We start from the raw sequence: 24701 nt of genomic DNA on the forward strand, positions 1-24701 counted from the left end.
CCGGCCGTGTCCGATCCAGTGCTCCGCTCGCTCGGCGAGCTCCCGGAGCCGGTCCGCGCTCGCGTCGTCGCCCTGACCGCCGACACGCTCCCCGACGTGCCCCGGCTGCCCGCCGCCGTACGCCGGGTCGCCGACTTCGCGCCCGCCCGCCGGGCCCGCCTGGGCGGTACCGCGATCGCCGAGGCGCTCGCCGACGACGAGTTCCGCTCGCGCGTCGGCACCCAGGTGGCGGCGCGGGTGCCGGCCGAGCCGGCCGACGATCCGGCCACCGAGGCCGCCCGCCAGTGGCTGACCCGGCCCGAGGGCTGGGAGGCGAGCCTCGACGACGCCGTACGCCGGGTGGCGGAGCGCACCGAGACCACGGCCCCGGACCGCGCCGACCGTGAGGTCGAGCGGCTGCGCTCCCGGCTCGCCGACGCCGAGCAGGCGCTGCGCGACCTGCGGGCCGCACACCGGGCCCAGGTCGAGGAGTACAAGGCGGACAACGCCGCGCTGCGGCGCAAGCTCGGCGACACCCGGGCCGCCGAGCGTGAGGCACGGGGCCTGGCCCAGGAGGCGGCCGAGGCGCGGGAGGCAGCGGAGGCGGAGGCCGCGGAGCGGTGCGCGGCCCTGGAGAAGGACAACCGCCGGTTGCGGGGGCTGGTCGAGCGGTTCGAGTCCGAGGCGGCCCGGGACCGCCGGGACGCCCGCTCCGACCGCGACGACGCGACCCTGCGCGCCCGGGTGCTGCTCGACACCGTGATCGACGCCGCGACCGGCCTGCGCCGTGAGCTCGCCCTGCCGACCGTCGCCGGCGCGCCGGGCGACCGGGTCGAGGCGGACCTCGCGGCCGCCGGCAGCCGCGACCCGAGCTCCGCCGGGGCGCTCGGTGCCTCGAGCGCGGCGCTGCTCGAGCAGTTCCTCGCGATGCCGCAGGCCCGGCTGCTCGTCGACGGCTACAACCTCACCAAGACCGCGTGGCCGACCGCGCCGCTGGAGGCCCAGCGCAACCGGCTGGTCACCGCGCTCGCGCCGCTGGTCGCGCGCACCCGGGCCGAGACCACCGTGGTGTTCGACGCGGCCGACACCGACCACCGGCCGCCGGTGCACGCCCCGCGCGGCGTCAAGGTGCTCTTCAGCCCGCGCGGGGTGATCGCCGACGACGTGCTCCGCGACCTGGTCGCGGCCGAGCCGGCCGGCCGGGTCGTCGTGGTGGTGACCGACGACCGGGCGGTCGCCGACGACGTCGCCCGCGACGGCGCCCGGGTGGTCTCGCCCGGCGCGCTCGTGGAGCTGCTCGCCCGATAGCCACGCCCGGCTCACGGGCACGTCGTGGCGACGTCGCGGCGCGTTCACCCGCCCTCGCGACCATGCGGGCATGCTGTGGGTCGTCGTACCGGCGCTGGACGAGGCCGAGAACCTGCGGGTGCTGGTGCCCCGCATCGCCGCCGAGGTCGCCACCTTCGCCCCCTCGGGTCGGGTGCTGGTGGTCGACGACGGCTCCACCGACGACACGGGCAAGACCGTGGCCCGGCTGATGGCCGAGCACCCGGAGGTCGAGCTCGAGACGCTGCGGCACAACCTCGGCAAGGCGGCGGCGCTCCAGCGCGGCTTCCGAAGGGCCCTCGACGGCGGCGCCGACGTGGTGGTGATGATGGACGCCGACGGCCAGGACGACCCGGCCGAGCTGAGCCGGCTCCTCGAGCGGATCGACGGGGGCGCCGACCTGGTCACCGGGGCCCGGCTGGTGCGCCAGGACCGGTTCGTGAAGCGGACCACCTCGCGCCTCTACAACCGGACCACCGGGCTGCTCTCCGGGGCGCCGGGACGGGACTTCAACTCCGGCTACAAGGCGATGCGCGCGGCAGTGGCCGAGGACGTCTCACCGATGCTGTACGGCGAGATGCACCGCTACCTGACGGTGATCGCGCACGGGATGGGCTACCGGGTCACCGAGGTGCCGGTGCAGCACCACGCCCGGATGTCGGGGTCGAGCAAGTACGGCCTGGCCCGGTTCTGGCGGGGCTTCGCCGACCTGCTCACGGTCCGCTTCCTGCTCAGCTACGAGCACCGTCCCTCGCACCTGTTCGGGGCTCTCGGCATGGCGAGCCTGCTGCTCGGGTTCCTGACGCTCGGCTACCTCACGGTGGTCAAGGTGCTCGGGGAGCCGATCGGGGACCGTCCGCTGCTGATCGCGGGCGTGCTGATGGTGATGGTGGGCCTGCAGCTCACGCTGTTCGGGCTGCTCGCCGAGATGGTCGTGCACGCGCGCAACCGGGGCCTGGGCCAGCGCACGTGAGCGCCCCCGTCCCGCGGCCGCTGCTCCTCGCGGCCGGGGCCGTCCTCGTCTGCGCGACCGTGCTGGTCTTCGCCGGTGGCTGGCGGATCGGGGTGTCCTGGGACGAGACCTACCACGTGCTGCGGATGCGCACCTACCTCGGCAGCTCGGGCTGGTACGTCCTCCAGCAGGACCTGCACGGCGACGCCCCCGGCTCGTGGGCCGGGACGGTCCACGTCTACGGGCCGGTGACGATGCTGCTGCTGCACGGCCTGGGCCTGCTGACCGGCGTCGACGGCGCCGGCGAGGTGTCGGCGAGCGCCACGGCGTACGCCGTACGCCACCTCGGCGTCGGCCTGCTCGCGCTCCCGGCCCTGGCCGGGGTGGCGGCGCTGGCGCGGCTGGCGCTGCGCTCGTGGAGCTGGGGCCTGGTCGCGGCCGCGGCGCTCGCCGCGATGCCGGCGTGGACCGGGCACGCGATGTTCAACCTCAAGGACGTGCCCGTGGCCAGCGGCTACACGCTCGCCACCCTGGGCTTCGCGGTGGTCGCGACCACGGGGCGGCGTGCGCGGATGGCGGCCGGCGCCGCGACCGCCGCCGCCGGCGCGGTGCTCGCCGCGGGCACCCGCCCCGGCATCTGGCCGGGCCTGGCCCTCGCGGCGCTGGCCGCGCTGCTGCTCGGCCGCGGCGACCGGGTCGCGCGGTCGGTCGCCGTCGCGGCGGCGGTCGCCGCCGGCGTCGGCGTGGTCGCGCTGGTCTACCCGGCGCCGTTCGGCTCGCCGCTGGAGGCCCTGACCGGATCGGTGTCGGAGTCCTCGAGGTTCGGCGGGTCCAGCGGCAGCCGGTGGTACATCCCGGCGTTCCTGGTCACGGAGGTGCCGACCCTGCTGCTCCTCCTCGGCGGCCTCGGCGCGGTCCTCGCGGTACGGCGGCTCCGCGCCGACCCCGCCCGCGTGGTGCTGGCGATGGTGCTGCTGCAGGCGTTCGCGCTGCCGCTGCTGGCGATCGCGCGCGGCTCCAACCTCTACAACGGCCTGCGCCAGCTGCTGTTCGCCTACCCGGCGCTCGCGGTGCTCGCCACCGTCGGCATCGCGGCGGTGGCCGCGCGCCCCCGCGGGTGGCCGCTCGCGGCGCTCGCGCTGGTCGTCCCCCTCGTGGTCCAGGTCCAGCTGTTCCCCTACGGCTACGCCTACTCCAGCCTCCCGGCCGCGGCGATCGCGCCGGCCGTGGGGGAGCGGTGGCCGACGTACGACCTGCCGACGGACTACTGGCGCACCAGCGTGCGCGAGCTGGCGCCCTCGATCCCGCGCGGCGGGTTCGTGGTCTGCCAGCCGCACACCGAGGACGGCGCGTTCATGCGCGTCTCGAACGACGGCCGGGAGAACTGCGCGACGTACCTGATCGGTCCTCTCGCGGCCTACGACGACCAGCGCCGCGGCTCCTGGGAGGCGGCGCCGACCGAGTTCCTCGCCACGGTGAGCGGGGTGGACCGGATCGGTGACAACTGCACCCGGTTCGCCGACGTGACCCGGTGGCTGTGGTGGCACCGGGTGACGATGTCGTACGCCGCCCGCTGCGAGCTGGTGCTCGCGGACTACCCGGCCGGTGGCCTCGACCTCGACCACGGCGGCAACGGCGGCGACGTGATGCTGGACGGCTGGGCGGTCCACCACGACGACCCGGGCATCGGGCTCGAGCTCGACCGGGCCGGGCTCGGGTTCGTGCTGCCCGACTGGGCCCGCGGCCGCGACCTGGTGCTGCGCGGCACCGCCCTGGGACGCGCTGGGATCGGCCTCGAGGTCAACGGCTCGCCCGTCGAGGTGAGCGGCACGGGCGAGGAGTTCGCCGCGCGGGTGCCGGCGCCGCTGGCCGCTGCGTACGGCGCGGACCGGCTGCTGATCACGGTGAGCGACACCGACTCCAACGCCGACGAGGCCCTGCGCCTGCTGACGCTGCGAGTCGAGACGGCAACGAAGGAGGACCGGTGAAGAGGATCTACATCGCCGCACTGCGGTCGGTCCGGTCGCTGCTCCGGGCGACCGGGCTGCTGCGGCTGCTCGACGCGGCGGCCCGGCGCTCGCGCACCGCGCTGTGGGTGCGGTCCTGGCTGGCGATCTACGACCTCGACGACATGCTCGCGCTGGACGTCCCGTGGTGGACGCTCGCGTCGGCGGACGCCGTCGAGGACTTCCTGCGCACCCGGCCGGCCGCGCGCGTGCTCGAGTGGGGCTCGGGAGCCTCGACGGTCTGGCTGGCCCGCCGCGCCGGTGCGGTGGTGACCGTCGAGCACGACCCGGCGTGGGCGGCACGCACCGCCCGCGCCCTCGCGGCCCGCGACCTCGACAGCGTCGAGCTCCGCGTGGTCGAGCCCCGCCCGGGACCGGGTGGGGTGCGCTCGGCCAAGCGGGGCTTCGAGGGGCTGGACTTCACGGCGTACGCCGACGCGATCGACGACCTGGACGGCGACTTCGACCTGGTCGTGATCGACGGGCGGGCCCGGGAGGCCTGCCTGGTGCGGGCCGTCGACCGGATCGCCGACGGCGGGCTGGTGGTGTTCGACAACGTCGACCGGGCCCGCTACCGCGCCGCGGTCGAGGCTCTGGGGACCCGGCTGCGGGTGCGCTGGACCCGCGGGCGGACGCCGGCGCTGCCCTACCCCACGCGGACCGCCCTGATCTCGCTGGGGCGGCCGTGAGCAGGCGCCGCTGGCTGGACGTGCTGCGCGGCGGGTTCCTGGTCGCGGTGCTCGGCTTCGCCTGGTGGGGGCTGCGCGGCCAGGGCGAGGAGCTCGCCGACGTCGCGCGGCGCACCTCGCCCCTCGCGCTGGCCTCTGCCGCGGGGCTCGTGGTCGCGGGGCTGCTGGTCACCAGCGTGGCGTGGCTGCGCCTGCTCGACGGCTACGGCCACCGGCTGCCACGCGGTGAGGGGCGGGCGGTGTTCTTCGTCGGCCAGCTCGGCAAGTACATCCCGGGCTCGGTGTGGTCGATGGGCGCGCACGCGGGGCTGGCCCGCGGGTTCGACGTCCCCCCGCGGGTCACGGTCGGCACGTCGCTGATGTTCCTGTGGCTCAACCTGGCCACGTCCGGTCTCGTGTCGGGGGCGTTCGCGCTCAGCGGCGCCTGGGACCCCGGGGTCCCGTGGTGGCTGGTCGCGGTCGGCGTGGCCGGGTGCGTGGCCGGGCTGACGCCGTACGCCGTCAACCGCGCCGGGTCGCTCGTCGCCGGCGCTGGGCGGGCGCTGCGGCTCTCGGTGCCGGAGGTCGGCGTGCTCGTGGCGCTGATGGCGGTGACGTGGAGCTGCTACGCGGCGGCCCTGCTGGCGCTCGCGCCGGAGCCCTCGGTCGCGCTGTTCCCGGTCGCGGCCGGGGCGTTCACGACCGCGTACGCCGTGGGCGTGCTGGTCGTGCTCGCGCCGGCGGGGGTGGGCGCTCGCGAGGTCACGCTGATCGCGCTGCTGGCGCCGGTCACCGGGGTCACGACCGCCACGGCGCTCGCGCTGCTGACCCGGGTGCTGCACACCGGTGGCGACCTGCTGCTGGCGGCGGCGGCGTGGGCGCTGGCCCGCGCGACACGCCGGGAGGTGGCGGTGTCGGGCCCCGCTGTCGGTGGGCCCTGCGACCGTTCCTGACATGACGACGAGAATCGACTGTGACTCCTGTGAGGTGCGGGGTCTGCACTGCCACGACTGCGTGGTGACCGTGCTGCTCGGGCCCCCGCCCGAGCTCACCTTCGACGACGACGAGCGGCGTGCCCTCGACGTCCTCGCCCAGGGCGGGCTGGTCCCACCCCTGCGCCTGGTCCAGCCCCTCGACGGCCCGGTGGTGGTCGAGTCGGCCTGAGGACGCGAATGCCTCCCTGTGACGGGTGTGACTGGTGTGGCTCCTGGGGCCCGGATGGGGCAGAGACCGGGCCGACGTGACGAGAAACTCACGGTGACACTCCCCGAAACTTGGCCGCTGCCGACCAGGCGCACTAACGTGTGGCGCTGAGGTGGCCGTGGTTGTGGATCACTCGGATCCGCGCGGTCACCGCGCTGAGTCCCGGACCGGTTCGCCGGCCCGGGAGCCGGGGAACCATCGGTGGTCCCAGACCACCTGGGGTGAATCGCCTCTCGAGGCGTAGGGCAAATGTCGTGCCCGAACCCGTCAGCTCACCCGGTAGGCGTACGACGTGCAAGGGAGAGCGCCCGCTCGTGCAGAACGGCCGGAACCGATTCATCACCGTCCTGAGCGGATTCGCCCTCATCGCCGCGGTGGGCCTGATGCCCTCCTCGCCGGCGCAGGCCGAACCCGACATCGACGACGTCCAGAGCCGGGTCGACCGGCTCTACCACGAGGCGGAGCAGGCCTCCGAGCGCTACAACGACGCCAAGCTCGAGCTCCAGGAGCTCCAGCGTGACCTCGGCTCGCTGCGCGCCGACCAGGAGCGCCAGGACGCCCGCCTCCAGGTGGTGCGCGAGCACGTCCAGGACTCCGTCGTGCGGCAGTACGAGGGCCAGAGCCTGAACGCCGTCAGCCAGGTCGTCGTCTCCGAGGACCCGCAGGCCTTCCTGTCGCAGCTCTCGACGATGTCGGCCTTCAACGACATGCAGTCGCAGCTCTTCGACGACTACGCCACCGAGCTCAAGTCGCTCGACATCCGCAGCGCCGCCACCGAGAAGCGCGCGTCCGAGGTCGCCGAGCTCGAGAAGGAGCTGGCGACCGAGAAGAAGACGATCGACGACAAGCTCGCGTCGGCCAAGTCCCTGCTCGCCGACCTCAAGGAGGAGGAGCGCCAGGACATCCTGTCTCGTGGCAGCGTCCGCGTCCCCTCCGACGTCCCGGTCTCCGGCCGTGCGGCCGCGGCCGTCCAGTACGCGCTCGCGCAGGTCGGCGACGCCTACGTCTACGGCGCCGCCGGGCCGAGCGCCTTCGACTGCTCCGGCCTGACGATGATGGCCTGGGCCCAGGCCGGCGTGGGGCTGCCGCACTCCTCGAGCGCGCAGTTCGGCTCCGGGCCGCACGTCGCGTCCGGCGACCTCCAGCCGGGCGACCTGGTGTTCTACTACAGCCCGATCAGCCACGTCGGCATCTACATCGGCAACGGCATGATCGTGCACGCCGCCAACCCCGGCACCGGCGTCGTCGTCGCCGGCGTCTTCTCGATGCCCTACTCCGGTGCGGTCCGCCCCGGCTGACGCTGCAGGTGCCTGAGACCCCCGATCGGCGCAGAGAGGCCGGTCGCCCACGCTGGTGGGTGGCCGGCCTCTCGCTGTGCCTGGTGGTCGCGACCGGCCTGCTCGCCTGGTGGCTGACCGACGACGACGTCTACGTCGCACCGCCGCCGCGGCCGCCGGCCCACAGCGTCTCGCCCGGGCTGGCGGCCCAGACGCTGACCGGCCTCGAGCGTGCGGTCGACGCCGGCGACCTCGACGCGGCCCGCGCGCTCGCGCCGGCCGACGACCCGGCCGCCGCCGAGCTGCTGGCCGCCGTGGTGCGCAACGCCGAGGAGCTGCGCGTGGCCGACTTCACCCTGCGCTACGTCGACGCCGAGGGCGGACTCGACGCGGAGGGGGACTGGCGCGCCGTGGTCGACGCCACCTGGCGGTTCGCGGGCTTCGACCGGGCGCCGGCCCGCGCCGAGGTGACGGTGGAGCTCCGGCAGGAGGACGAGCGCGTCGCGCTGACCGGGTTCGGCGGCGGGGACCGGGTGTCCCCCCTGTGGCTGTCGGGTCCACTCCAGGTGCGGCGCACCGCCCGGACGCTGGTGCTCGTGGACGGCTCCGCCGCCGAGGCCGACCGATACGCGCGGCGGGCCGCCGTCGCGGTTCCCGTCGTACGCCGGGTGCTCCCGGGGTGGGACCGCGGCCTCGTCGTCGAGGTCCCGGGCTCCGTCGACGAGCTGGACCGGGCGCTCGACGCCGAGCCCGGCACCTACGACCAGATCGCCGCGGTGACGACCTCCCCGGACGGCTCGCTCGCCGCCGACGCTCCGGTGCACGTGTTCGTGAACCCCGACGTGTACGACGGCCTGCGGCCCACCGGCGCGCAGGTCGTGATGAGCCACGAGGCGACGCACGTGGCCGCCGAGGCCTGGACGAGCCGGATGCCGCTGTGGCTGCTGGAGGGGTTCGCCGACTACGTCGCCCTGCGCGACGTCGACCTCCCCGTCTCGCGGTCGGCCGCCCAGATCATCGCGGAGGTGCGCCGCTCCGGGCCGCCGCGCACGCTGCCCGGGGCCGCCGAGTTCGGCACCCGCGCGACCCACCTGGGCGCGACGTACGAGAGTGCCTGGCTCGTCTGCCGGCTGCTCGCCCAGGACGGCGGCCAGGTCGGCCTGGTGCGCTTCTACCGTGCGGTCGACGACGGGCAGCCGGTGGGCAGGGCCCTGGAGTCGGTGTTCGGGCTGTCGGTCCGGGAGCTGACCGCGCGGTGGCGCGACCTGCTCGCGCACCTGGCCCTGTCACAATCGGCCAGGTGAGGACCCCGCCCGGCCGCCCGGCTCAGCTCAGGGTGGCGCTGGCCGTCACCGTGCTCGGCGGCCTCGCGTTCGTCGTGCTCGCCGCCTGGCTGGTGCCGTGGCACCCGGTGCCCGGCGGCACCCCCGCGCCCGCAGACCCCGGCTCGGTGTTCACCCGTGCGGAGCTCCAGCGCGGTGAGGACTACGCGCGCTGGGCGCGGGCGTGGAGCTGGAGCTCGCTGGCCGTGTCGCTCGCGGTGGCCTGCGTGCTGGGCTTCGGCCCGTGGGGCGCCCGGCTGGCGGCCCGGCTGCGCGGGTGGTGGTGGGTCCGGGTGGTGCTCGCGGTGGCGGCGCTCGCGCTGGTCGGGCGGGTGGCCACGCTGCCGTTCTCGGTGCTGCTGCGCCGGCATGCGCTGGACCACGGGCTCAGCCACCAGGCCTGGTCGGGGTTCGCGGTCGACGTCGTGAAGAACGAGCTGGTGGCGATCGTGGCCACCTCGATCGTGCTGGTGGTCCTGGTCGGCATGGCCCGGCGCTGGACCCGGGCCTGGCCGGCGTTGGCGGGGGCGCTGCTGGGCGGGCTGGTCCTGGCCGGGTCGTTCGTCTACCCGGTCGTGATCGAGCCGCTGTTCAACGACTTCACCTCGCTCCGTGCGGAGCCGCTGCGCACCGAGGTCCTCGACCTCGCCGAGCGGGAGCACGTGCCGGTCGACGACGTGCTCGTCGCGGACGCCTCCCGGCGTACGACGACCCTCAACGCCTATGTGTCCGGCTTCGGTGGCACCCGCCGGGTGGTGCTCTACGACAACCTCGTCGACGACGTGCCGCGCGACCAGGCGCTCTCGGTGGTCGCGCACGAGCTCGCCCACGCGAAGCACGACGACGTGCTCACGGGGTCGCTGCTCGGCGCGGCCGGTGCGGTGTTCGGCGTCGGCCTGCTGGGGCTGCTGGTCGGGCGGCGCCGGGCCGGCATGGGCGACCCCGCGGTGGTGCCGCTGGTGCTGGCGCTGCTGGCCGTCGGCACGCTGCTGGCCAGCCCGGTCGAGAACGGCATCAGCCGGCAGATCGAGACCCGCGCCGACGTCGACGCCCTCGAGACCACGCACGACCCGGGAGCGTTCGTCGGCGTGCAGCGCCAGCTGGCGCTGCACTCGCTGGCCGACGTGACCCCCCCGGCGTGGTCGTCGTTCTGGTTCGGCTCGCACCCCACCACGCTGACCCGGATCGCGATCGCCCGACAGCTCGCGGGGGAGTAGGGCCCGGACATGGCAGTGGCCGTGCCGGTGTGGAGCCGGCCTCCGCAAGGGCGTTGAGCCACTCTCCGTGTCGGGAAGCTCGGTCCCGTCAGGACACGTACAGCGCGGCCACGTCCTCCTTGAACTCGCGCATGACGACGTTGCGCCGGATCTTGAGGCTGGGGGTCAGCTGGCCGCCCTCCTCGGTCCACTCGTCGGGGAGGATCGTGAACTTGCGGATCGACTCGGCCTTCGAGACCGCCTTGTTGGCGTCCTCGACCGCGGCCTCGATCTCGGCCCGCAGATCGGGGTCGTCGAGCAGGTCGTCGAAGCTGCCGGACTTGCCGTTGGCCTCCGCCCAGGCGGGCAGCGACTCGCGGTCGAGGGTGATCAGCGCGGCGATGAACGGCTGGCCGTCGCCGACCACGATGCACTGGTCGATGAGCACGTGGGACCGCAGCCGGTCCTCGAGAACGGCGGGGGCGACGTTCTTGCCGCCCGCGGTCACGAGGATCTCCTTCTTGCGGCCGGTGATCCGCACGAAGCCCTCGTCGTCGACCTCGCCGACGTCGCCGGTGTGGAACCAGCCCTCGCGCTCGAGCGCCTCGGTGGTCGCGGCCTCGTTGTGCCAGTAGCCCGCGAACACCTGTCCGCCGCGGAACAGCAGCTCACCGTCGTCGGCGACCCGGACGGCGGTGCCGGGCAGCGGTCGCCCGACGGTGCCGACCTTGATCGCGTCGGGCAGGTTGACCGTCAGCGCGGCGGTGGTCTCGGTCAGCCCATAGCCCTCGAGAACCGTGAGCCCAATGCCCCGGTAGAAGTGGCCCAGGCGGTCGCCCAGCGGAGCGCCGCCGGACACGGCGTAGCGGCAGCTGCCGCCGAGTGCCGCGGCGAGCTTGCCGTAGACCAGCCGGTTGTAGATCGCGTGCCGGGCGCGTACGGCGAGGGAGGGGCGGCCCTTGTCGAGCCCGCGGGAGTAGGCGATGGCGGTCTCGGCGGCCCGGTCGAAGATCCGCCCGCGACCGTCGGCCGTGGCCTTCTGGGAGGCGGTGTTGAAGACCTTCTCGAAGACGCGCGGCACCGCGAGGACGAACGTCGGCTTGAACTCCTGGAGGTCCGCCACCAGGTTCTTGATGTCGGAGCTGTGGCCGAGCCGGGTGCGCATCTTCACGCAGCCGACCTGGATGATCCGGGCGAACACGTGGGCCAGCGGGAGGAACAGCAGCGTGGACGCGTCATCGCCCTCGAAGAGCTCGGGAAGCTCGGTGACGGCCACGCCGATCTCGAACATGAAGTTGCCGTGGGTCAGCATGCAGCCCTTGGGCAGGCCCGTCGTGCCGGAGGTGTAGATGAGCGTGGCAAGGTCGAGCGGGCCCGAGGACGTCCGCCGCTTCTCGAGCTCCTCGTCGGAGATGTCGGCGCCCAGCTTGGCGAGGTTGTCGACCGCGTTGTCGGCGATCGACCACACGTGGTTGAGCCGGTCGAGACCCGGCCGGACCTCGCTGATCCGGGCCAGGTGCTCGGGACCCTCGGCCACCACGGCCCGGGCTCCGGAATCGGCGAGGATCCACGAGATCTGCTCGGAGGAGGAGGTCTCGTAGATCGGCACGCTGACGGCACCGGCGAACCAGGTCGCGTAGTCGAGCAGCGTCCACTCGTAGCGGGTCTTGGAGATGATCGCGACCCGGTCGCCTGCCTCGATGCCGGCGGCGATCAACCCCTTCGCCACCGCGCTGACCTCGGCCAGGAACAGGGCGGCGGTGACGTCCTCCCAGACGGGACCGCCGGGCCGCTCCGACAGGCGGCTGAACACCACGCTGTCGCCGGCCTCGCGGGCGTTGGCCACGACGTCGTCGGTGAGGTTGCCGGTCGCAGGGACCTCGATCGTCGACGGGGTGGAGAACTCACGCACGATGGCCTCCTGGGTATCCGACTAGGTCCGGCGCCGCGCGCGTTCGCGCGGAGGTCGCTGGGGCTCCCCGAGGGAGGTTACCGCCGCTCGGGCGGCGGCCGGGATCCGGTACGCTCGCAGACCGAGCCGACCGCGAATCGCCCGTGCCCAACGCATGTCCGCACGACGACTCGCTCACGACCTGTGTGTGATCAAGGGGACCCGATGGCCGAGCAGACCACCTCGTCGATCGTCATCGACGCTGCAGCCGCCGACATCATGGCCGTGATCGCCGACTTCCCGGCCTACCCCGAGTGGGCCAAGGGAGTCACCACCTCCGACGTGGTCGCGGAGTTCCCCGACGGGCGCGCCGAGCAGGTCTTCTTCAAGCTCGACGTGTCGCCGATCAAGGACGAGTACACGCTCGAGTACATCTGGAACGGCGACCACATGGTCACCTGGACGCTGGTGCACGGGAAGATGCTCCGGGCGCTGGACGGCGCCTACCTGCTCCGCGAGCTGCCCGACGGCTCCACCGAGGTCACCTACCGCCTCGCCCTCGACGTGAACATCCCGCTGATCGGGATGCTCAAGCGCAAGGGCGAGAAGATCCTCATCGACACGGCGCTGAAGGGGCTCAAGAAGCGCGTCGAGTCGCTCGGCTGAGGGGACGCTGACCAGCTGACCGTGCGCATCCTCCTGTTCACCGGCAAGGGCGGGGTCGGCAAGTCCACCGTCGCTGCCGGGACCGCCGCGCTCGCGGCCGCCGCGGGCCGCCGTACCCTCGTGCTCTCCACCGACGCCGCGCACTCGCTGTCCGACGCGTTCGGCTGCGAGTACGGCGCGATCGGGTCCGAGCCGACCGAGGTGTCGCCCGGGCTGTTCGTGGTGCAGGTCGACGCGCAGCTGCGGTTCGAGCAGTCGTGGGCCGACATCCAGCGCTACCTGCTCTCGGTGCTCGACGTCGCGGGCGTCGACCCGGTCGCGGCCGAGGAGCTGACGGTGATCCCCGGCGCGGAGGAGGTGCTGGCGCTGCTCGAGCTGCGCCTGCACGCGCTCTCCGGGGCCTGGGACGTGATCGTCGTCGACTGCGCACCGACGGCCGAGACGCTGCGGCTGCTCGCGCTGCCCGAGGCGCTGGGCTGGTACATGAACCGGGTCTTCCCGGTCGAGCGGCGCGTGGTCAAGGCGCTGCGGCCGGTGCTGACCCGGGCGGCCGGCGTCCCGATGCCCGGGGACTCGGTGTTCGACGCGATCGAGCGGCTGCACGGCGAGCTCGACGAGGTGCGCACCCTGCTCACCGGCGCCGACGCGAGCGTCCGGCTGGTGCTCACCCCCGAGAACGTCGTGCTCGCCGAGGCGCGCCGGTCCTACACGACGCTGTCATTGTTCGGCTACCGCGTCGACGGCGTCGTCGCGAACCGGATCTTCCCGGCCGAGGGCGCCGACGACTGGCGCGCGGGGTGGGTCGTGGCCCAGGACGAGGTGCTCGGCCGGGTCGAGGAGTCGTTCGCGGGCCTGCCGATCTGGCGCTCGGAGTACCGGCCCCGTGAGCCGGTCGGCGTGCTGCCGCTCGCCGACCTGGCCCGCGAGGTGTACGCCGGGCACGACCCGCTGAGCAGCGCGCTCGGCAGGCCGCCGTACCGGGTGCGGCGCACCGAGGGCGGCGCGGTCGTGCGCCTCGCGCTGCCCCTGGTCTCGCGCACGGACGTGGACCTGGCCCGCAATGGCGATGATCTGGTCGTGACCGTGGGATCGTATCGTCGGTTGATCACGCTCCCATCCGGTCTGGCGCGGTTCCGCATCGCCGGTGCCCGGGTGGAGCGGGGCGAGCTGCAGGTGCGGTTCGTCGAGACCCCCGATGACGAAGCTGGGAGATGACGTGAGCCACGACGGAGAGGGCCCCACGGACGCCGGCGACGCCGGCCGCGGGTCCGAGCCCGAGGTGGGGTCCGTCGCCGAGGAGGCGGCCAGGCTCCTCGGCGCGCTCTCGGAGTGGGCGCGCGACCAGGGCTCCGGCATCGGCGAGGGCGTCGCCGGGCTCGCGGGCCAGGCGGCCCGTGCGGCCCACGACGTCGACGAGCACCTGGCGACCGGGGCCGCGGAGTGCACCTACTGCCCGATCTGCCGCACCGTCCACGTGCTGCGGCAGACGACGCCGGAGGTGCGCGCCCAGCTGACGACGGCGGCCACGGCCCTGATGCAGGCGGCGGCCGCGATGCTGGCGACCACCGTGCCGGACGATCGCGGCGCCCGCGGCGGCCCCGGTGGTGTGGAGCGGATCGACCTCGATGACGACCCCGGCGCCTGGCCGGAGGACCCGGATGACCCGGTTGACCCGGGCGGACCTGAGGATGGAGACAGATGAGCCTGGCGTGTGGGATCGACGTCGGTGGGACGAAGATCGCCGGAGGGGTGGTCGACGAGTCGGGCGCGATCCTCGAGGAGCTGCGCGTGGAGTCCCCGGCGACCGACGCGGAGGCGATCGAGGAGGCCATCGCGGGTCTGGTCGTGGACCTGCGGTCGCGGCACCCGATCGCGACGGTCGGGGTCGGTGCCGCGGGCTACGTCGACAAGGCGCGCGCCGTGGTGCTGTTCGCGCCGAACGTCGCCTGGCGCAACGAGGACCTCAAGGGGGAGCTCGAGAAGCGCATCGACCTGCCCGTCGTGATCGAGAACGACGCCAACGCGGCCGCCTGGGGTGAGTTCACCTACGGCGCCGGCCACGACGCCGAGGACCTGCTGCTCGTCACGGTCGGCACCGGCGTCGGCGGCGGCCTCGTGCTCGACGGTGCGGTCTACCGCGGCGCCAACGGCGTGGGCGCCGAGATCGGCCACATGCGCGTGGTGCCCAACGGCATCCTGTGCGGCTGCGGCAAGCACGGCTGCTTCGAGCAGTACGCCAGCGGCTCCGCGCTGGTCCGCGAGGCCCGGGCGCTCGCCATGTCGGGCGCGATGATCGCCCGCGGGATGTTCGAGCGCGCCGGCGGCGACATCGCGAAGATCACCGGGCCGCTGATCACCGAGGCCGCCCGCGACGGCGACCAGGGCGCGCGCCAGCAGCTGGCCGAGCTCGGCCGCTGGCTCGGCGAGGGCATCGCGTCGCTCACCGAGATCCTCGACCCGGGCGTGGTCGTGGTCGGCGGCGGCGTCAGCGAGGCCGACGACCTGCTGCTCGAGCCGACCCGGGCGGCGTTCGCCGGGCAGCTCGTCGGCCGCGGGTTCCGGCCGATCCCCGAGATCCGCAAGGCCCGACTGGGCAACCGCGCGGGACTGATCGGCGCGGCCGACCTCTCGCGTCGCTAGTTCCGTCCAGAGGGGAGCACGCCGTGCCACTGTTCATCGGGGTCGACATCGGCGGCACGAAGGTGCTCGCCACGGCCGTCTCGCGGTCCGGGCGCGTGCTGCGCACGGCACGTCGTACGACGCCGGGCCGGCGGGTCGAGGCCAGGCTGGTCGAGGACGCGCTGACCGAGGCGGTGCAGGAGATCGCCGGCATCCGGCGGATCGGCGCGATCGGGATCGCCGCCGCGGGCTTCGTCGACGCGCAGGGGGAGCGGGTGCGGTTCGCACCGCACCTGCCGTGGCGCGACGAGGGCGTCCGGGCCCGGCTGGCCGAGCGCTGGAGCGCCCCGGTGGTGCTGGACAACGACGCCAACTGCGCGGCCCGGGCCGAGCTGACCTACGGCGCGGTCGGCAACGCCTCCGACGCACTGGTGGTGACCATGGGCACCGGCATCGGCGGCGCCGTGGTGCTCGACGGCGCGGTCCACCGCGGCCACAACGGGATGGCCGGCGAGTTCGGACACATGCAGGTGGTGCCCGGCGGCCACGACTGCGAGTGCGGCGGCTCCGGCTGCTGGGAGCAGTACGCCAGCGGCAACGCGCTCGTGCGGCACGCCCGCGCCCGGATCGGCCACCAGCCGACCGCGCTGGATGCGGCCTGCGACGGGGATCCCCAGCGGCTCACCGGCCCGATGGTGACCACGGCCGCCGAGGCGGGCGACGCGGTCGCGCTCGACGCGTTCGCGTCGGTCGGCGAGTGGCTGGGGGTCGGGATCGCGAACCTGGTCGCGGCGTTCGACCCCGAGATCGTGGTGATCGGCGGGGGGCTGTCCGCGGCGGGCGACCTGCTGCTGGAGCCCGCACGAGAGGCGCTGCGCGAGTCGCTCGTCGGCGCGCCGCACCGCACGATCCCGCCGGTCGTCCGGGCCGCGCTCGGGCCGGAGGCCGGCGCGATCGGCGCCGCCGAGCTGGCCCGGCAGACGTTCAGGAGCGCCGGTACTCGGGCACGAGCTCGACGGCGAGCTGCTCGAGGAACAGCCCCACGTCGGTGACGATGCCGCGGGCCTGCGAGGAGCCGCGGTCGGCGAGCTTGGTGACGGTCGCCGGGTTGATGTCGACGCAGACCAGCGGCACCGACGCCGGCAGGATGTTGCCGGTCGCGACCGAGTGCAGCATGGTTGCGACCATCAGGCAGAACCCGACGTCCTGGAGGTTCTGCCGCATCGCGCGCTGGCCCTCGATCACGTCGGTGTAGACGTCCGGCAGGGGGCCGTCGTCGCGCACCGAGCCGACCAGCACGAACGTCTTCTGGTGCGTCACCATCGCGTGCATGATGCCGCCGGTCAGCACCCCGCTCTCGACCGCGGCCCGGATCGAGCCCTCCTTGCGGATCGTGTTGAGCGCACGGATGTGGTGCTCGTGCCCGTGCTCGACACCCCGGCCCATGGCCAGGTCGATCCCGAGGCTGGTGCCGTAGAGCGCGGCCTCGATGTCGTGGGTCGCCAGGGCGTTGCCGGCGAACAGCACGTCGACGTACCCCGCGTGCACGAGCGCGACCATCGCGGGCGCGGCTCCGGTGTGCACGACCCCGGGGCCGCCGACCCACAGCACCCGCTTGCCGGCGGCCTTGGCCTCGCGCATCCCGTCGGCGACCTGGCGCACCAGCACCGCCTGGGGCTTCTCCGAGGACACCTCGGACTCCATGAAGCCGAAGGCCCCGGCGGTGCGGCTGGGGGCCGGGACCGTGACCCGGATGCCGGAGGCGCCGGTGACGACCAGCATGCCGCGGCGTACGTCGGACATCGGCAGCGTGTAGACCCTCGCCGGCCGCCCGTCCGCGTCGCGCTCGAGGATCAGCCCGCAGTCCATCTCGGGGTTCTCGACCTGCAGCCAGGTGCCCTCGATGCGGACCCGGGTCTCGAGGTTGGTGGTGGAGTAGAAGTGGTCGGGGAACACTCCGTCGCGGTCGGCCTCGGTGATCCCGGCCTCCCCGGTGTCGACCTGGTTGACGCCGCGGGTCTGCAGCCGCATCAGCAGCCGCTCGAGGGCGTCGTTGTCCTCGGCGGTCACGGTGATCACCGCGTGCGAGGGGTCGTCGGTCTCACGGCCGACGTCGAAGCGGTCGATGCTGTAGTCGCCGCCGTACTCGCGGATGTCGTCGAGCACCCGGGACAGGATGCCGTGGTCCATCAGGTGGCCGGTGATCTCGACGGCTTCGTGGGCGCTCACGCGAGGACCCTAACGAACCTCAGACCTGCGCGCCGTCGTCCCACGGGTCGCGCGGGCCGCGGGGCATCTTGAACACCAGGTAGAGGAAGCCGCCGACGAACCCGCCGACCAGCAGGTAGCCGACGTACGTCGGCAGCGAGAGCCCGAAGATCAGTGCGAGCAGCAGCACGACGGGGGAGCCGAAGATGCCGATCCAGGCGGCGAGCCGGTCCGGGGTGGTGCGCGGGACCGGCGGGGGCTCGGGCGGCTCGAAGCCCTCGTCCTCCGCGACGAACGGCTCGTCCTCGTCCTCGGGGCCGAGCGCGCGCAGGTCGCCGAACCGGCCCCCGAAAGGCGCGGACGGCCGCGCCGGTAGCTCGGGCGCCGGCGGCTCGTCGAGCTCGGGGCGCTCGCCGTAGTTCTCGACGATCGACCGCCAGATGCGGTCGTCGTCGCCGTCCGGGCGGTCCGGCTGGTCTGGGCGGTCCGGCTGCACGAGGACGAGCCTAGGCGCCCGCTCCTACTTGTGCGCGCCACGGGCCCGCAGCACCCGACGGCTGCCGTCGGGGCGGAGGTGTCGGTCGCCGCGGTGTAGCCGGCCTTGGTGGCGCTGATCGTCACCGTGGGCGGGAGCAGGCCCGACCCGTGTCCGGTGGTCGCCCAGATTCGGTCAACCTGCGGCAGTGATCCTCCGGATGAACGCGGCCGTGTCCTCGAAGATCAGCTCGGCGTCGTTGTCGAGCGTGGCGACGTGGAAGCTGTTCTCCAGTCGGGTCACGGTGACGTCGCGGGAGGAGATCCCGGCCAGGATCAGCGGCTCCGTCGCCTCGTCGACGACGTGGTCCTCCCTGGAACGGAAGTAGAGCACCGGCGCGGTGATCCGGGGCAGGTCGCGCACCAGGACCGGCCACGCCTGCATCATCGAGTGCACCGCCTTGAGCGGGGTCCGGTCGTAGCCGTGCTCCTGGGCGCCGGCCAACTTGATGTCGTTGGCGATGCCGGGGAACGACGGCACCAGGTGCTTGAGGAGCGGGAGGAGCTTGACGTCGAGCCGCTTGGTGGCGAGCGCCGGGTTGACGACCACGACGCCCGCGACCCGATCGGGGTGGTCGGCCGCGAGCCGCAGCACCAGCGCGCCGCCCATCGAGAGCCCGCCGACGACCACCGCGTCGTTCTCGGCGAGCAGCTTCTCGAACACCCGCGTGATCTCGGCGTACCAGTCCGCCCAGGTGAGCGTGTTGAGCTCCTGCCACGTGGTCCCGTGCCCGGGCAGGCGCGGCACCTCCACGGCGTACCCCTTGCTCGCCAGCGCCTCGCCCCACGGGGTGATCGAGGCGGGCTGGCCGGTGAAGCCGTGGCTGAGCAGCACGCCGACGCGGAGGCCGCCGGTGAGCTCCGGCTGCGCCGGTCGGGAGTACGGCGAGGCGAGCGGGTGGATCGTCATGGCGGGGATTCTGCCCCACGCAGGGGCGCAGCGACCGGGGTGTGGGGCAAGTGGCTGACGACGGTCTAGGCTTCGCCCCGTCGGAAGTCTCGGGATAGGTGGGAGGTCGTCGGTGTTCTACTGGTTCCTGAAGTGGATCGCCCTCGGTCCGTGGCTGCGCCTGTTCTTCCGGCCCCGCGTCTACGGAGCCGAGAACGTCCCGGCCGAGGGGCCGGCCATCCTGGCCAGCAACCACCTCTCGTACGCCGACTGGCTGTTCATGCCGCTCACCCTGCCCCGGCGGGTGACGTTCGTGGCGAAGGCGGAGTACTTCACCGGCAAGGGCGTCAAGGGCTGGCTGCAGAAGACGTTCTTCGCGGGCTCCGGTCAGGTCCCGATCGACCGGTCCGGCGGCGGCGCCGCCGAGGGCGCGATCATCTCGGCCAAGCGCGTGCTGGCCGACGGCGAGCTGTTCGGCATCTACCCCGAGGGCACCCGCTCCCACGACGGCCGGCTCTACCGCGGCAAGGTCGGGGTGGCCCGGCTCGCGCTCGAGGCGAAGGTGCCGGTGATCCCGGTCGCGGTGGTCGGCACCGACGAGATCGCGCCCCCGGGCAAGAAGTTCGGCCGTTTCACCCGCCCCGTCGTGCGGTTCGGCGAGCCGCTGGACTTCTCCCGCTACGACGGCATGGAGAACGACCGCTACATCCTGCGATCGATCACCGACGAGATCATGTACGAGATCATGCATCTCTCCGGTCAGGAGTACGTCGACACCTACGCCTCCCGTGCCAAGGAGGAGGCCAAGAAGGCCGAGAAGGACGCCGAGAAGGCCGCGGCCAAGGACGCCGGCGAGCCGGACGAGCCCAAGCTCGCGTCTTGACCATCCACTCGGGTCACCCGTTCCTCGACCCGGAGCCCGACCCGGTGCGCCGGTTCCGCGGCCGCCTCGGCGGCGTGGTCGCGCTGGTCACCTCCGGTGACTCCGCGAGCCGCGCGGGGCTGACGGTCAGCTCCCTGATGGTCGCGAACGGCGAGCCGGCCCGGGTGCTCGCGCTGGTCGACCCCGACAGCGACCTCGCCGAGGTGGTGGAGCGGACCGGGCGCGCCGTCGTACAGCTCCTGTCGTGGCCGCACCGCGACCTCGCGGAGGCGTTCGCGGGGACCGCGCCCGCCCCGGGCGGGCCGTTCCGGATGGCGGCGTTCGAGGACACCTCGTGGGGCCCGCGGCTCGCCGGCGCCTCGACCTGGGCCGGTGCGGTCCGGGAGTCGGCCGCCGAGGTGGGCTGGTCGCGGCTGCTGACGCTCGCGATCGAGGAGGTCGTCGTCGGCGAGGACGACCAGCCGCTGGTGCACCGGCGCGGCCGCTACGTCCGGCCTTGAGGGTCCGCCCGTAGGGTCCTCCCATGGCCGAGCTGCTCGAGATCGCGGACGAGCTCTACGGACTGCCGCTGCCCGACTTCACCCCTGCGCGCGACGCCCGGGTCAAGGAGCTGAAGGGCACGGACCTCGCGAAGCAGGTCAAGGCCCTGCGCAAGCCGTCGACCGCGGCCTGGGTGGTCAACCTCCTGGTGCGTCGTGAGGCGGATCAGGTCGCCCAGGTGCTCGCGGTCGGCGAGGCGCTGCGCGAGGCGCAGGCCGCGATGTCCGCCGACGACCTGCGGGCGCTCACCCGGCAGCGTCGCCAGCTCACGGCCGCGGTCACGACCCAGGCCCGCCGGGTCGCGCGCGAGGCCGGCACCAAGGTCACCGAGGCGGTCGCCGAGCAGGTCGAGGCCACCCTGACCGCGGCGATGGTCGACGAGCAGTGCGCGCAGGCGGTGCGCAGCGGGCTGCTGGTCGCGGCGCTGACGAGCACCGGCCTCGAGCCGGCGGAGGTGGCGGCCGCCGTCGCCGTACCCGAGGCGCTCGGCTTCGCCGCGACCGTCCGGGAGGCCGAGCCGCCGGCGCGCCCCGACCTGCACGTGGTCCCCGACCCCGAGGCCGACCGCAAGGCGGTCGCCGCCGCGCAGGAGCGGCTGGCGACCGCGGAGGACGCCCTCGCCGAGGCAGCCGAGGCCCACGAGGAGGCCGCGGCCGCCGTCGGCGAGCTCGAGGCCCGCAGCCTTCAGCTGCAGGCCGAGATCGACGAGCTGCGCGGCCGGATCGCCGAGCTCGAGTCGGCCGCCGAGGAGGTCGACGAGGAGATCGCCGAGGCCGAGGACGCCCGCTCCGAGGCGGACGACGCGCTCGCCGAGGCCACCCGGGCCCGCGACGCCGCCCGCGCCGCCCTGGAGAGGCTGGAACGGTAGTCCCTGACGATCGGGCCCCTTGGGAACCGATCGTCAGGGACTACCGCCTACTCGGCCCAGCCCATCGACCGCTCGACGGCGCGGGTCCAGCGGGCGTGGGCGGCATCCGCGGTGGGGCGGTCCAGGACCGGATCGAACCGCCGGTCGAGGGCCCAGGTCTCGCGCAGGTCGTCGGTGGAGCCCCACACGCCGGCACCGAGGCCGGCGAGGAACGCGGCGCCGAGCGCCGTCGTCTCGACGGTGCGCGGCCGTTCGACCGGGACGCCGACCTGGTCGGCCTGGATCTGGCAGAGCAGGTTGTTGGCCGAGGCGCCGCCGTCGACGCGCAGCGCGGACAGCCCGGCGCCGGCGGCGGTCATCGTGTCGAGCACGTCGCGCACCTCGAACGCGATCGCCTCGAGCGTGGCGCGGACCAGGTGGGCCCGGGTGGTGCCGCGGGTGATGCCGACGATCAGGCCGCGCGCGTGCGGGTCCCAGTGGGGCGCACCCAGCCCGGTCAGCGCCGGCACGAACACCACGCCGCCGGTGTCGGGCACGGTGCGCGCGATCGGCTCGGTCTCCGCGGCCGACCCGACGATCTGGAGCCCGTCGCGCAGCCACTGCACCGCGGCGCCGGTCACGAAGATCGCGCCCTCGGACGCGTAGGTCAGCTCGCCGTCGGGGGAGCGCCAGGCGGCGGTCGCGAGCAGGCCGGCGTCCGAGCGCTGGATCGTCGAGCCGGTGTTGGTGAGGATGAACGACCCCGTGCCGTAGGTGCACTTGGAGTCGCCCTCGTCGAAGCAGGTCTGCCCGAACAGCGCGGACTGCTGGTCGCCGGCCAGGCCCGAGATCGGCAGCGACAGGTCGAGGAACGTCCGGGGGTCGGTGGTCGCGATCTCGCCCCAGTTGGGCACCAGCTCGGGCAGCGCGTCGCGGGGCACGCCGAACAGCTCGCACAGCTCGTCGGACCAGTCCCCGGTCTCGAGGTCGAACAGGAGCGTCCGGCACGCGTTCGACACGTCGGTGGCGTGCCAGGTGCCGCGGGTCATCCGCGCGATCAGGTAGGAGTCGACCGTGCCGACCGCGTAGCGGCCCGACTCGACCAGCGCCCACGTGTGCGGCTCGTTCTCCTTGAGCCACAGCAGCTTGGTGCCGGAGAAGTAGGGGTCCAGGCGCAGGCCGGTGAGCTCGCTGACCCGGTCCTCGTGGCCGGCGTCGCGCAGCCGCGTGCAGAGCTCGGCCGTACGCCGGTCCTGCCACACGATCGCCCGGCGGGGGGATCCCAGCGTCTCGCGGTCCCAGAGCACGATCGTCTCGCGCTGGTTGGTGATGCCGACCGCCTCGAGCCGCCCGGCGTCGTACCCGCCGAGCACGTCGCGGACCGCCTGCAGGGTGGCCTGCCAGATCTCCTCGGGCGAGTGCTCGACCCAGCCCGGGCGGGGGAAGTGCTGGGCGAACTCCTCGTAGCCCTTGGCCGCGATCGACCCGTCGCGCTCCACGACGACCGCGGTGACGCCGGTGGTGCCGGCGTCGATCGCGAGGACGCTCACGGCCGGTCGCCCCGGAGGATCGCGAGCACCTTCTCGTCGATCCAGGAGCCGTCGGGAGCGACCCGCATCTCGTAGTTCTCGGTGCCGACCCAGGCGGCGAAGTCGCGCGCACCGGCGGCCCGGGCGAGCCGCTCGATCTCGGCCTCGAGCTCGGGGGTGACCGGCACCTTCTCGTCCTCGGTCGAGGCGGTGAGGTAGAGGTCGTTGAGCTCGAGCAGCCGGGTCAGCTCGGTGATCGGAGCCACGTGGTCGTCGACGCGGAGGTCGACGGCGATGTCGTCGAGCCCGCCGTACCCGGCGCCGTCCTCGACGACCAGGAGCGCCGCCGACTGACGGCCGCGGGAGTCGCCACCGGCCTCGTCGCCGGCGGTGAGCGCGGCGAGCAGCCGGTGGGCGAGGGGGGCGTCCTCGGAGGAGGCCTGCCAGGCCGCCTCCATCGCCTCCACGACCTCGCTGCCGGTCAGGATGTTGCCCTGGATCGCGTAGCCCGGCCCCGTGACGCCGCCGGCCCAGTCGAGGCAGGCGGGCCCGGTGTGGGTGGCGGCGTTGCCGTCGACGTCGACGATGCCGACCTGGCGGTGGTCGCGGCCCTCGTCCTCCTCCAGCAGCCGCTGGAGGGCGACCTCCGCGGTGGCGCCGTCGTCGAGGTGGGCCAGGGCCAGACCCTTGTAGGCCACGTTGGCGTCGGCCTGGGTGGCGATGGCCCCGACGCCGGCCACCGCCGCCGGGACGGCCGACCCCACGGCCAGGAACTTCGAGGCCACGGCCACGCCCCACGACTCACCGTCGGCGGAGCGGGCCACGATCGAGAACGTCATGGCGCCGACCCTAGCCACAACTCGTTGGCCGCAGGTGGCCACGACACAGGAGGATGGGGGGATGCTCGGTCGCGTCGCATCCAGGGTCGGCGCCGCCCTGGGGTTCCCCTCGATCGGCCAGCACCGAAGGTTCGTCACCGCGATCGCGATCGACGCTGTCGGGAGCGGCGTGTTCATGCCGGTCTCGATGCTCTACTTCCTGGTCACCACCGACCTCACCCTCGTGCAGGTCGGCGCGGCGATCTCGCTGGCCTCGGCCGTCGCGCTGCCGGCCGGCCCGGTCCTCGGCGGCCTGGTCGACCGGTGGGGCGCCAAGCACGTCCTGCTCGGCGGCAACCTCCTGCAGGCCGCTGGCTTCCTGGCCTACCTCGCCACCGACTCGTTCCTGGGGCTGACGCTCTGGACGGTCGTGGTCACCGTCGGCCGCACGGCGTTCTGGGGCTCCTACGGCAACATCGTGGCCGCGATCTCAGCGCCGGGGGAGCGCGAGCGCTGGTTCGGGTTCCTCGGGGCGCTGCGCAACGTCGGGTTCGCGGTGGGCGGCCTGCTGTCGGGCCTCGCGATCACGGTCGGCACCCCGGCGGCGTACTACACAGTGGTCGTCGTCAACGCGGTGTCGTACGTCGTCGCCTTCGCGCTGCTGCTCGCGGTGCCGCCCACGGCGCGCGTGGTGCACCGGGCGGTCGAGGGTGGGTGGGGCACGGTGCTCCGGGACCGGCCGTACCGGCTGCTGTGGGCCAACCAGCTCGTCTACTCGCTGGCGATGATGGTGCTGAACTTCGCGATGCCCGTCTATGCGACGACGGTGCTCGGCCTCTCCGGGTGGGTCACGGGCGCGGTCTTCACGATCAACACCGTGATGATCGGGTTCGGCCAGGGTCTGGTCGTCCGCGCGATGACCGGCGCGCGGCGGTGGCGGGTGCTGCTGCTGACCAACCTGGTGTTCGCGGGGTCGTTCGTGGTGCTGCTGGGCGCGAGCCGGCTGTCCGTGGCTCTCGCCACGACCGTGGTGATCGTCGGGTCGGTGGTCTACACGGTCGGCGAGCTGCTCGGCGGCCCGGTGCTGGGGGCGCTGTCCGCCGAGGCGGCGCCCGAGCACCTGCGCGGCCGCTACCTCTCGCTGATCCAGCTCGCGTGGAACCTCGCCAGCACCGTGGCCCCGCTGGCGTTCGCGTGGCTCCTGGACCGTGGCCCGACCCCGATCTGGCTGGCGCTGGCCGGGCTCTCGCTCGCCGGTACGGCGTTGAGCGTGCTGCTCGGCCGGGTGCTTCCGCACGCCGCGCGGAAGGTCACCAACCGGGCCGAGGAGCCCACCCCCGCCTGACCC

General features: G+C 73.9%; 24 protein-coding genes and 1 riboswitch. Of the genes, 18 read left to right on the forward strand and 6 right to left on the reverse strand.

The window, feature by feature from the left end:
* The first annotated feature begins 6 nt into the window (after window positions 1-6).
* From QQZ14_RS24635 to QQZ14_RS24675, 9 genes are all read left to right on the forward strand, one after another.
* The gene (locus tag QQZ14_RS24635; protein WP_284537083.1) at window positions 7-1287 is read left to right on the forward strand and encodes an NYN domain-containing protein; all 1281 of its coding nucleotides are present in this window, start codon (window positions 7-9) and stop codon (window positions 1285-1287) included.
* 70 nt (window positions 1288-1357) lie between these two features.
* Complete coding sequence (locus QQZ14_RS24640) at window positions 1358-2278, forward strand: glycosyltransferase family 2 protein (RefSeq protein WP_284537084.1); 921 nt, start codon at window positions 1358-1360, stop codon at window positions 2276-2278.
* A complete protein-coding gene (locus tag QQZ14_RS24645) occupies window positions 2275-4245 on the forward strand; it encodes a hypothetical protein (protein WP_284537085.1) in 1971 nt (656 codons plus the stop codon). The genes QQZ14_RS24640 and QQZ14_RS24645 overlap by 4 nt, the downstream gene beginning before the upstream one ends.
* Window positions 4242-4952: a class I SAM-dependent methyltransferase gene (locus QQZ14_RS24650; RefSeq protein WP_284537086.1), complete on the forward strand. Its 711-nt coding sequence runs from the start codon at window positions 4242-4244 to the stop codon at window positions 4950-4952. Before QQZ14_RS24645 ends, QQZ14_RS24650 begins: the two co-directional genes overlap by 4 nt.
* Window positions 4949-5884 (forward strand): lysylphosphatidylglycerol synthase domain-containing protein, encoded by a 936-nt coding sequence (locus QQZ14_RS24655; protein WP_284537087.1) that lies wholly within the window; start codon window positions 4949-4951, stop codon window positions 5882-5884. The genes QQZ14_RS24650 and QQZ14_RS24655 overlap by 4 nt, the downstream gene beginning before the upstream one ends.
* Window position 5885: 1 nt before the next feature.
* Window positions 5886-6095 (forward strand): hypothetical protein, encoded by a 210-nt coding sequence (locus QQZ14_RS24660; protein ID WP_284537088.1) that lies wholly within the window; start codon window positions 5886-5888, stop codon window positions 6093-6095.
* A gap of 182 nt (window positions 6096-6277) precedes the next feature.
* A riboswitch (cyclic di-AMP (ydaO/yuaA leader) is annotated at window positions 6278-6436 on the forward strand.
* Between the two features lie 12 nt (window positions 6437-6448).
* Window positions 6449-7432, forward strand: a complete 984-nt coding sequence (locus QQZ14_RS24665) for a C40 family peptidase (protein WP_284537089.1) — start codon at window positions 6449-6451, stop codon at window positions 7430-7432.
* Between the two features lie 59 nt (window positions 7433-7491).
* On the forward strand, window positions 7492-8715 hold the full coding sequence (locus QQZ14_RS24670) for a hypothetical protein (protein ID WP_284537090.1): 1224 nt from the start codon (window positions 7492-7494) through the stop codon (window positions 8713-8715).
* Entirely contained in the window at window positions 8712-9950 is a 1239-nt protein-coding gene (locus QQZ14_RS24675; protein WP_284537091.1) for a M48 family metallopeptidase, read from the forward strand. The genes QQZ14_RS24670 and QQZ14_RS24675 overlap by 4 nt, the downstream gene beginning before the upstream one ends.
* Before the next feature lie 88 nt (window positions 9951-10038).
* Here QQZ14_RS24675 and QQZ14_RS24680 read toward each other — a convergent pair whose 3' ends face one another.
* Complete coding sequence (locus QQZ14_RS24680; protein WP_284537092.1) at window positions 10039-11841, reverse strand: AMP-dependent synthetase/ligase; 1803 nt, start codon at window positions 11839-11841, stop codon at window positions 10039-10041.
* A 204-nt stretch (window positions 11842-12045) separates the two neighbouring features.
* Here QQZ14_RS24680 and QQZ14_RS24685 point away from each other — a divergent pair, with 204 nt between their 5' ends.
* From QQZ14_RS24685 to QQZ14_RS24705, 5 genes are read left to right on the forward strand one after another with little or no spacing between them, the layout of a single operon-like run.
* Complete coding sequence (locus QQZ14_RS24685) at window positions 12046-12486, forward strand: SRPBCC family protein (RefSeq protein ID WP_284537093.1); 441 nt, start codon at window positions 12046-12048, stop codon at window positions 12484-12486.
* Between the two features lie 21 nt (window positions 12487-12507).
* Window positions 12508-13701, forward strand: coding sequence for an ArsA family ATPase (locus QQZ14_RS24690; protein WP_284537094.1), 1194 nt, complete (start codon window positions 12508-12510; stop codon window positions 13699-13701).
* 1 nt (window position 13702) lies between these two features.
* Window positions 13703-14188, forward strand: a complete 486-nt coding sequence (locus tag QQZ14_RS24695; RefSeq protein WP_284537095.1) for a hypothetical protein — start codon at window positions 13703-13705, stop codon at window positions 14186-14188.
* Complete coding sequence (locus QQZ14_RS24700; protein ID WP_284537096.1) at window positions 14185-15126, forward strand: ROK family glucokinase; 942 nt, start codon at window positions 14185-14187, stop codon at window positions 15124-15126. The genes QQZ14_RS24695 and QQZ14_RS24700 overlap by 4 nt, the downstream gene beginning before the upstream one ends.
* A 23-nt stretch (window positions 15127-15149) precedes the next feature.
* Entirely contained in the window at window positions 15150-16157 is a 1008-nt protein-coding gene (locus tag QQZ14_RS24705; RefSeq protein ID WP_284537097.1) for an ROK family protein, read from the forward strand.
* On the opposite strand, the gene QQZ14_RS24710 is transcribed toward QQZ14_RS24705, so the two are convergent.
* From QQZ14_RS24710 to QQZ14_RS24720, 3 genes are all read right to left on the reverse strand, one after another.
* Window positions 16090-17334, reverse strand: coding sequence for an ornithine cyclodeaminase (locus QQZ14_RS24710; protein ID WP_284537098.1), 1245 nt, complete (start codon window positions 17332-17334; stop codon window positions 16090-16092). The two genes, QQZ14_RS24705 and QQZ14_RS24710, sit on opposite strands and share 68 nt — an antisense overlap.
* A gap of 19 nt (window positions 17335-17353) precedes the next feature.
* Entirely contained in the window at window positions 17354-17809 is a 456-nt protein-coding gene (locus QQZ14_RS24715; RefSeq protein ID WP_284537099.1) for a hypothetical protein, read from the reverse strand.
* 174 nt (window positions 17810-17983) lie between these two features.
* Window positions 17984-18757 carry an alpha/beta hydrolase gene (locus QQZ14_RS24720; protein WP_284537100.1) on the reverse strand — a complete coding sequence of 258 codons (774 nt, stop codon included), beginning with the start codon at window positions 18755-18757 and terminating at the stop codon, window positions 17984-17986.
* Between the two features lie 112 nt (window positions 18758-18869).
* On the opposite strand from QQZ14_RS24720, the gene QQZ14_RS24725 reads away from it, so the two are divergent.
* The 3 genes from QQZ14_RS24725 to QQZ14_RS24735 are packed head-to-tail and all read left to right on the forward strand — an operon-like array spanning window position 18870 to window position 21027.
* The gene (locus QQZ14_RS24725) at window positions 18870-19619 is read left to right on the forward strand and encodes a lysophospholipid acyltransferase family protein (protein WP_284537101.1); all 750 of its coding nucleotides are present in this window, start codon (window positions 18870-18872) and stop codon (window positions 19617-19619) included.
* Window positions 19616-20119: a flavin reductase family protein gene (locus QQZ14_RS24730; protein ID WP_284537102.1), complete on the forward strand. Its 504-nt coding sequence runs from the start codon at window positions 19616-19618 to the stop codon at window positions 20117-20119. The genes QQZ14_RS24725 and QQZ14_RS24730 overlap by 4 nt, the downstream gene beginning before the upstream one ends.
* Window positions 20120-20142: 23 nt before the next feature.
* Complete coding sequence (locus tag QQZ14_RS24735) at window positions 20143-21027, forward strand: hypothetical protein (RefSeq protein WP_284537103.1); 885 nt, start codon at window positions 20143-20145, stop codon at window positions 21025-21027.
* A 47-nt stretch (window positions 21028-21074) separates the two neighbouring features.
* Here QQZ14_RS24735 and glpK read toward each other — a convergent pair whose 3' ends face one another.
* Together glpK and QQZ14_RS24745 are read right to left on the reverse strand one after the other, a co-directional pair.
* Complete coding sequence (gene glpK, locus QQZ14_RS24740; protein WP_284537104.1) at window positions 21075-22556, reverse strand: glycerol kinase GlpK; 1482 nt, start codon at window positions 22554-22556, stop codon at window positions 21075-21077.
* Entirely contained in the window at window positions 22553-23374 is an 822-nt protein-coding gene (locus tag QQZ14_RS24745) for a DUF1028 domain-containing protein (protein WP_284537105.1), read from the reverse strand. Before QQZ14_RS24745 ends, glpK begins: the two co-directional genes overlap by 4 nt.
* A gap of 61 nt (window positions 23375-23435) precedes the next feature.
* Between QQZ14_RS24745 and QQZ14_RS24750 the strand changes: the two genes are divergently transcribed.
* Window positions 23436-24698, forward strand: a complete 1263-nt coding sequence (locus tag QQZ14_RS24750; protein WP_284537106.1) for an MFS transporter — start codon at window positions 23436-23438, stop codon at window positions 24696-24698.
* The last annotated feature ends 3 nt before the right edge of the window (window positions 24699-24701 follow it).

This window comes from Nocardioides sp. T2.26MG-1, assembly GCF_950101795.1.
GTDB lineage: Bacteria > Actinomycetota > Actinomycetes > Propionibacteriales > Nocardioidaceae > Nocardioides.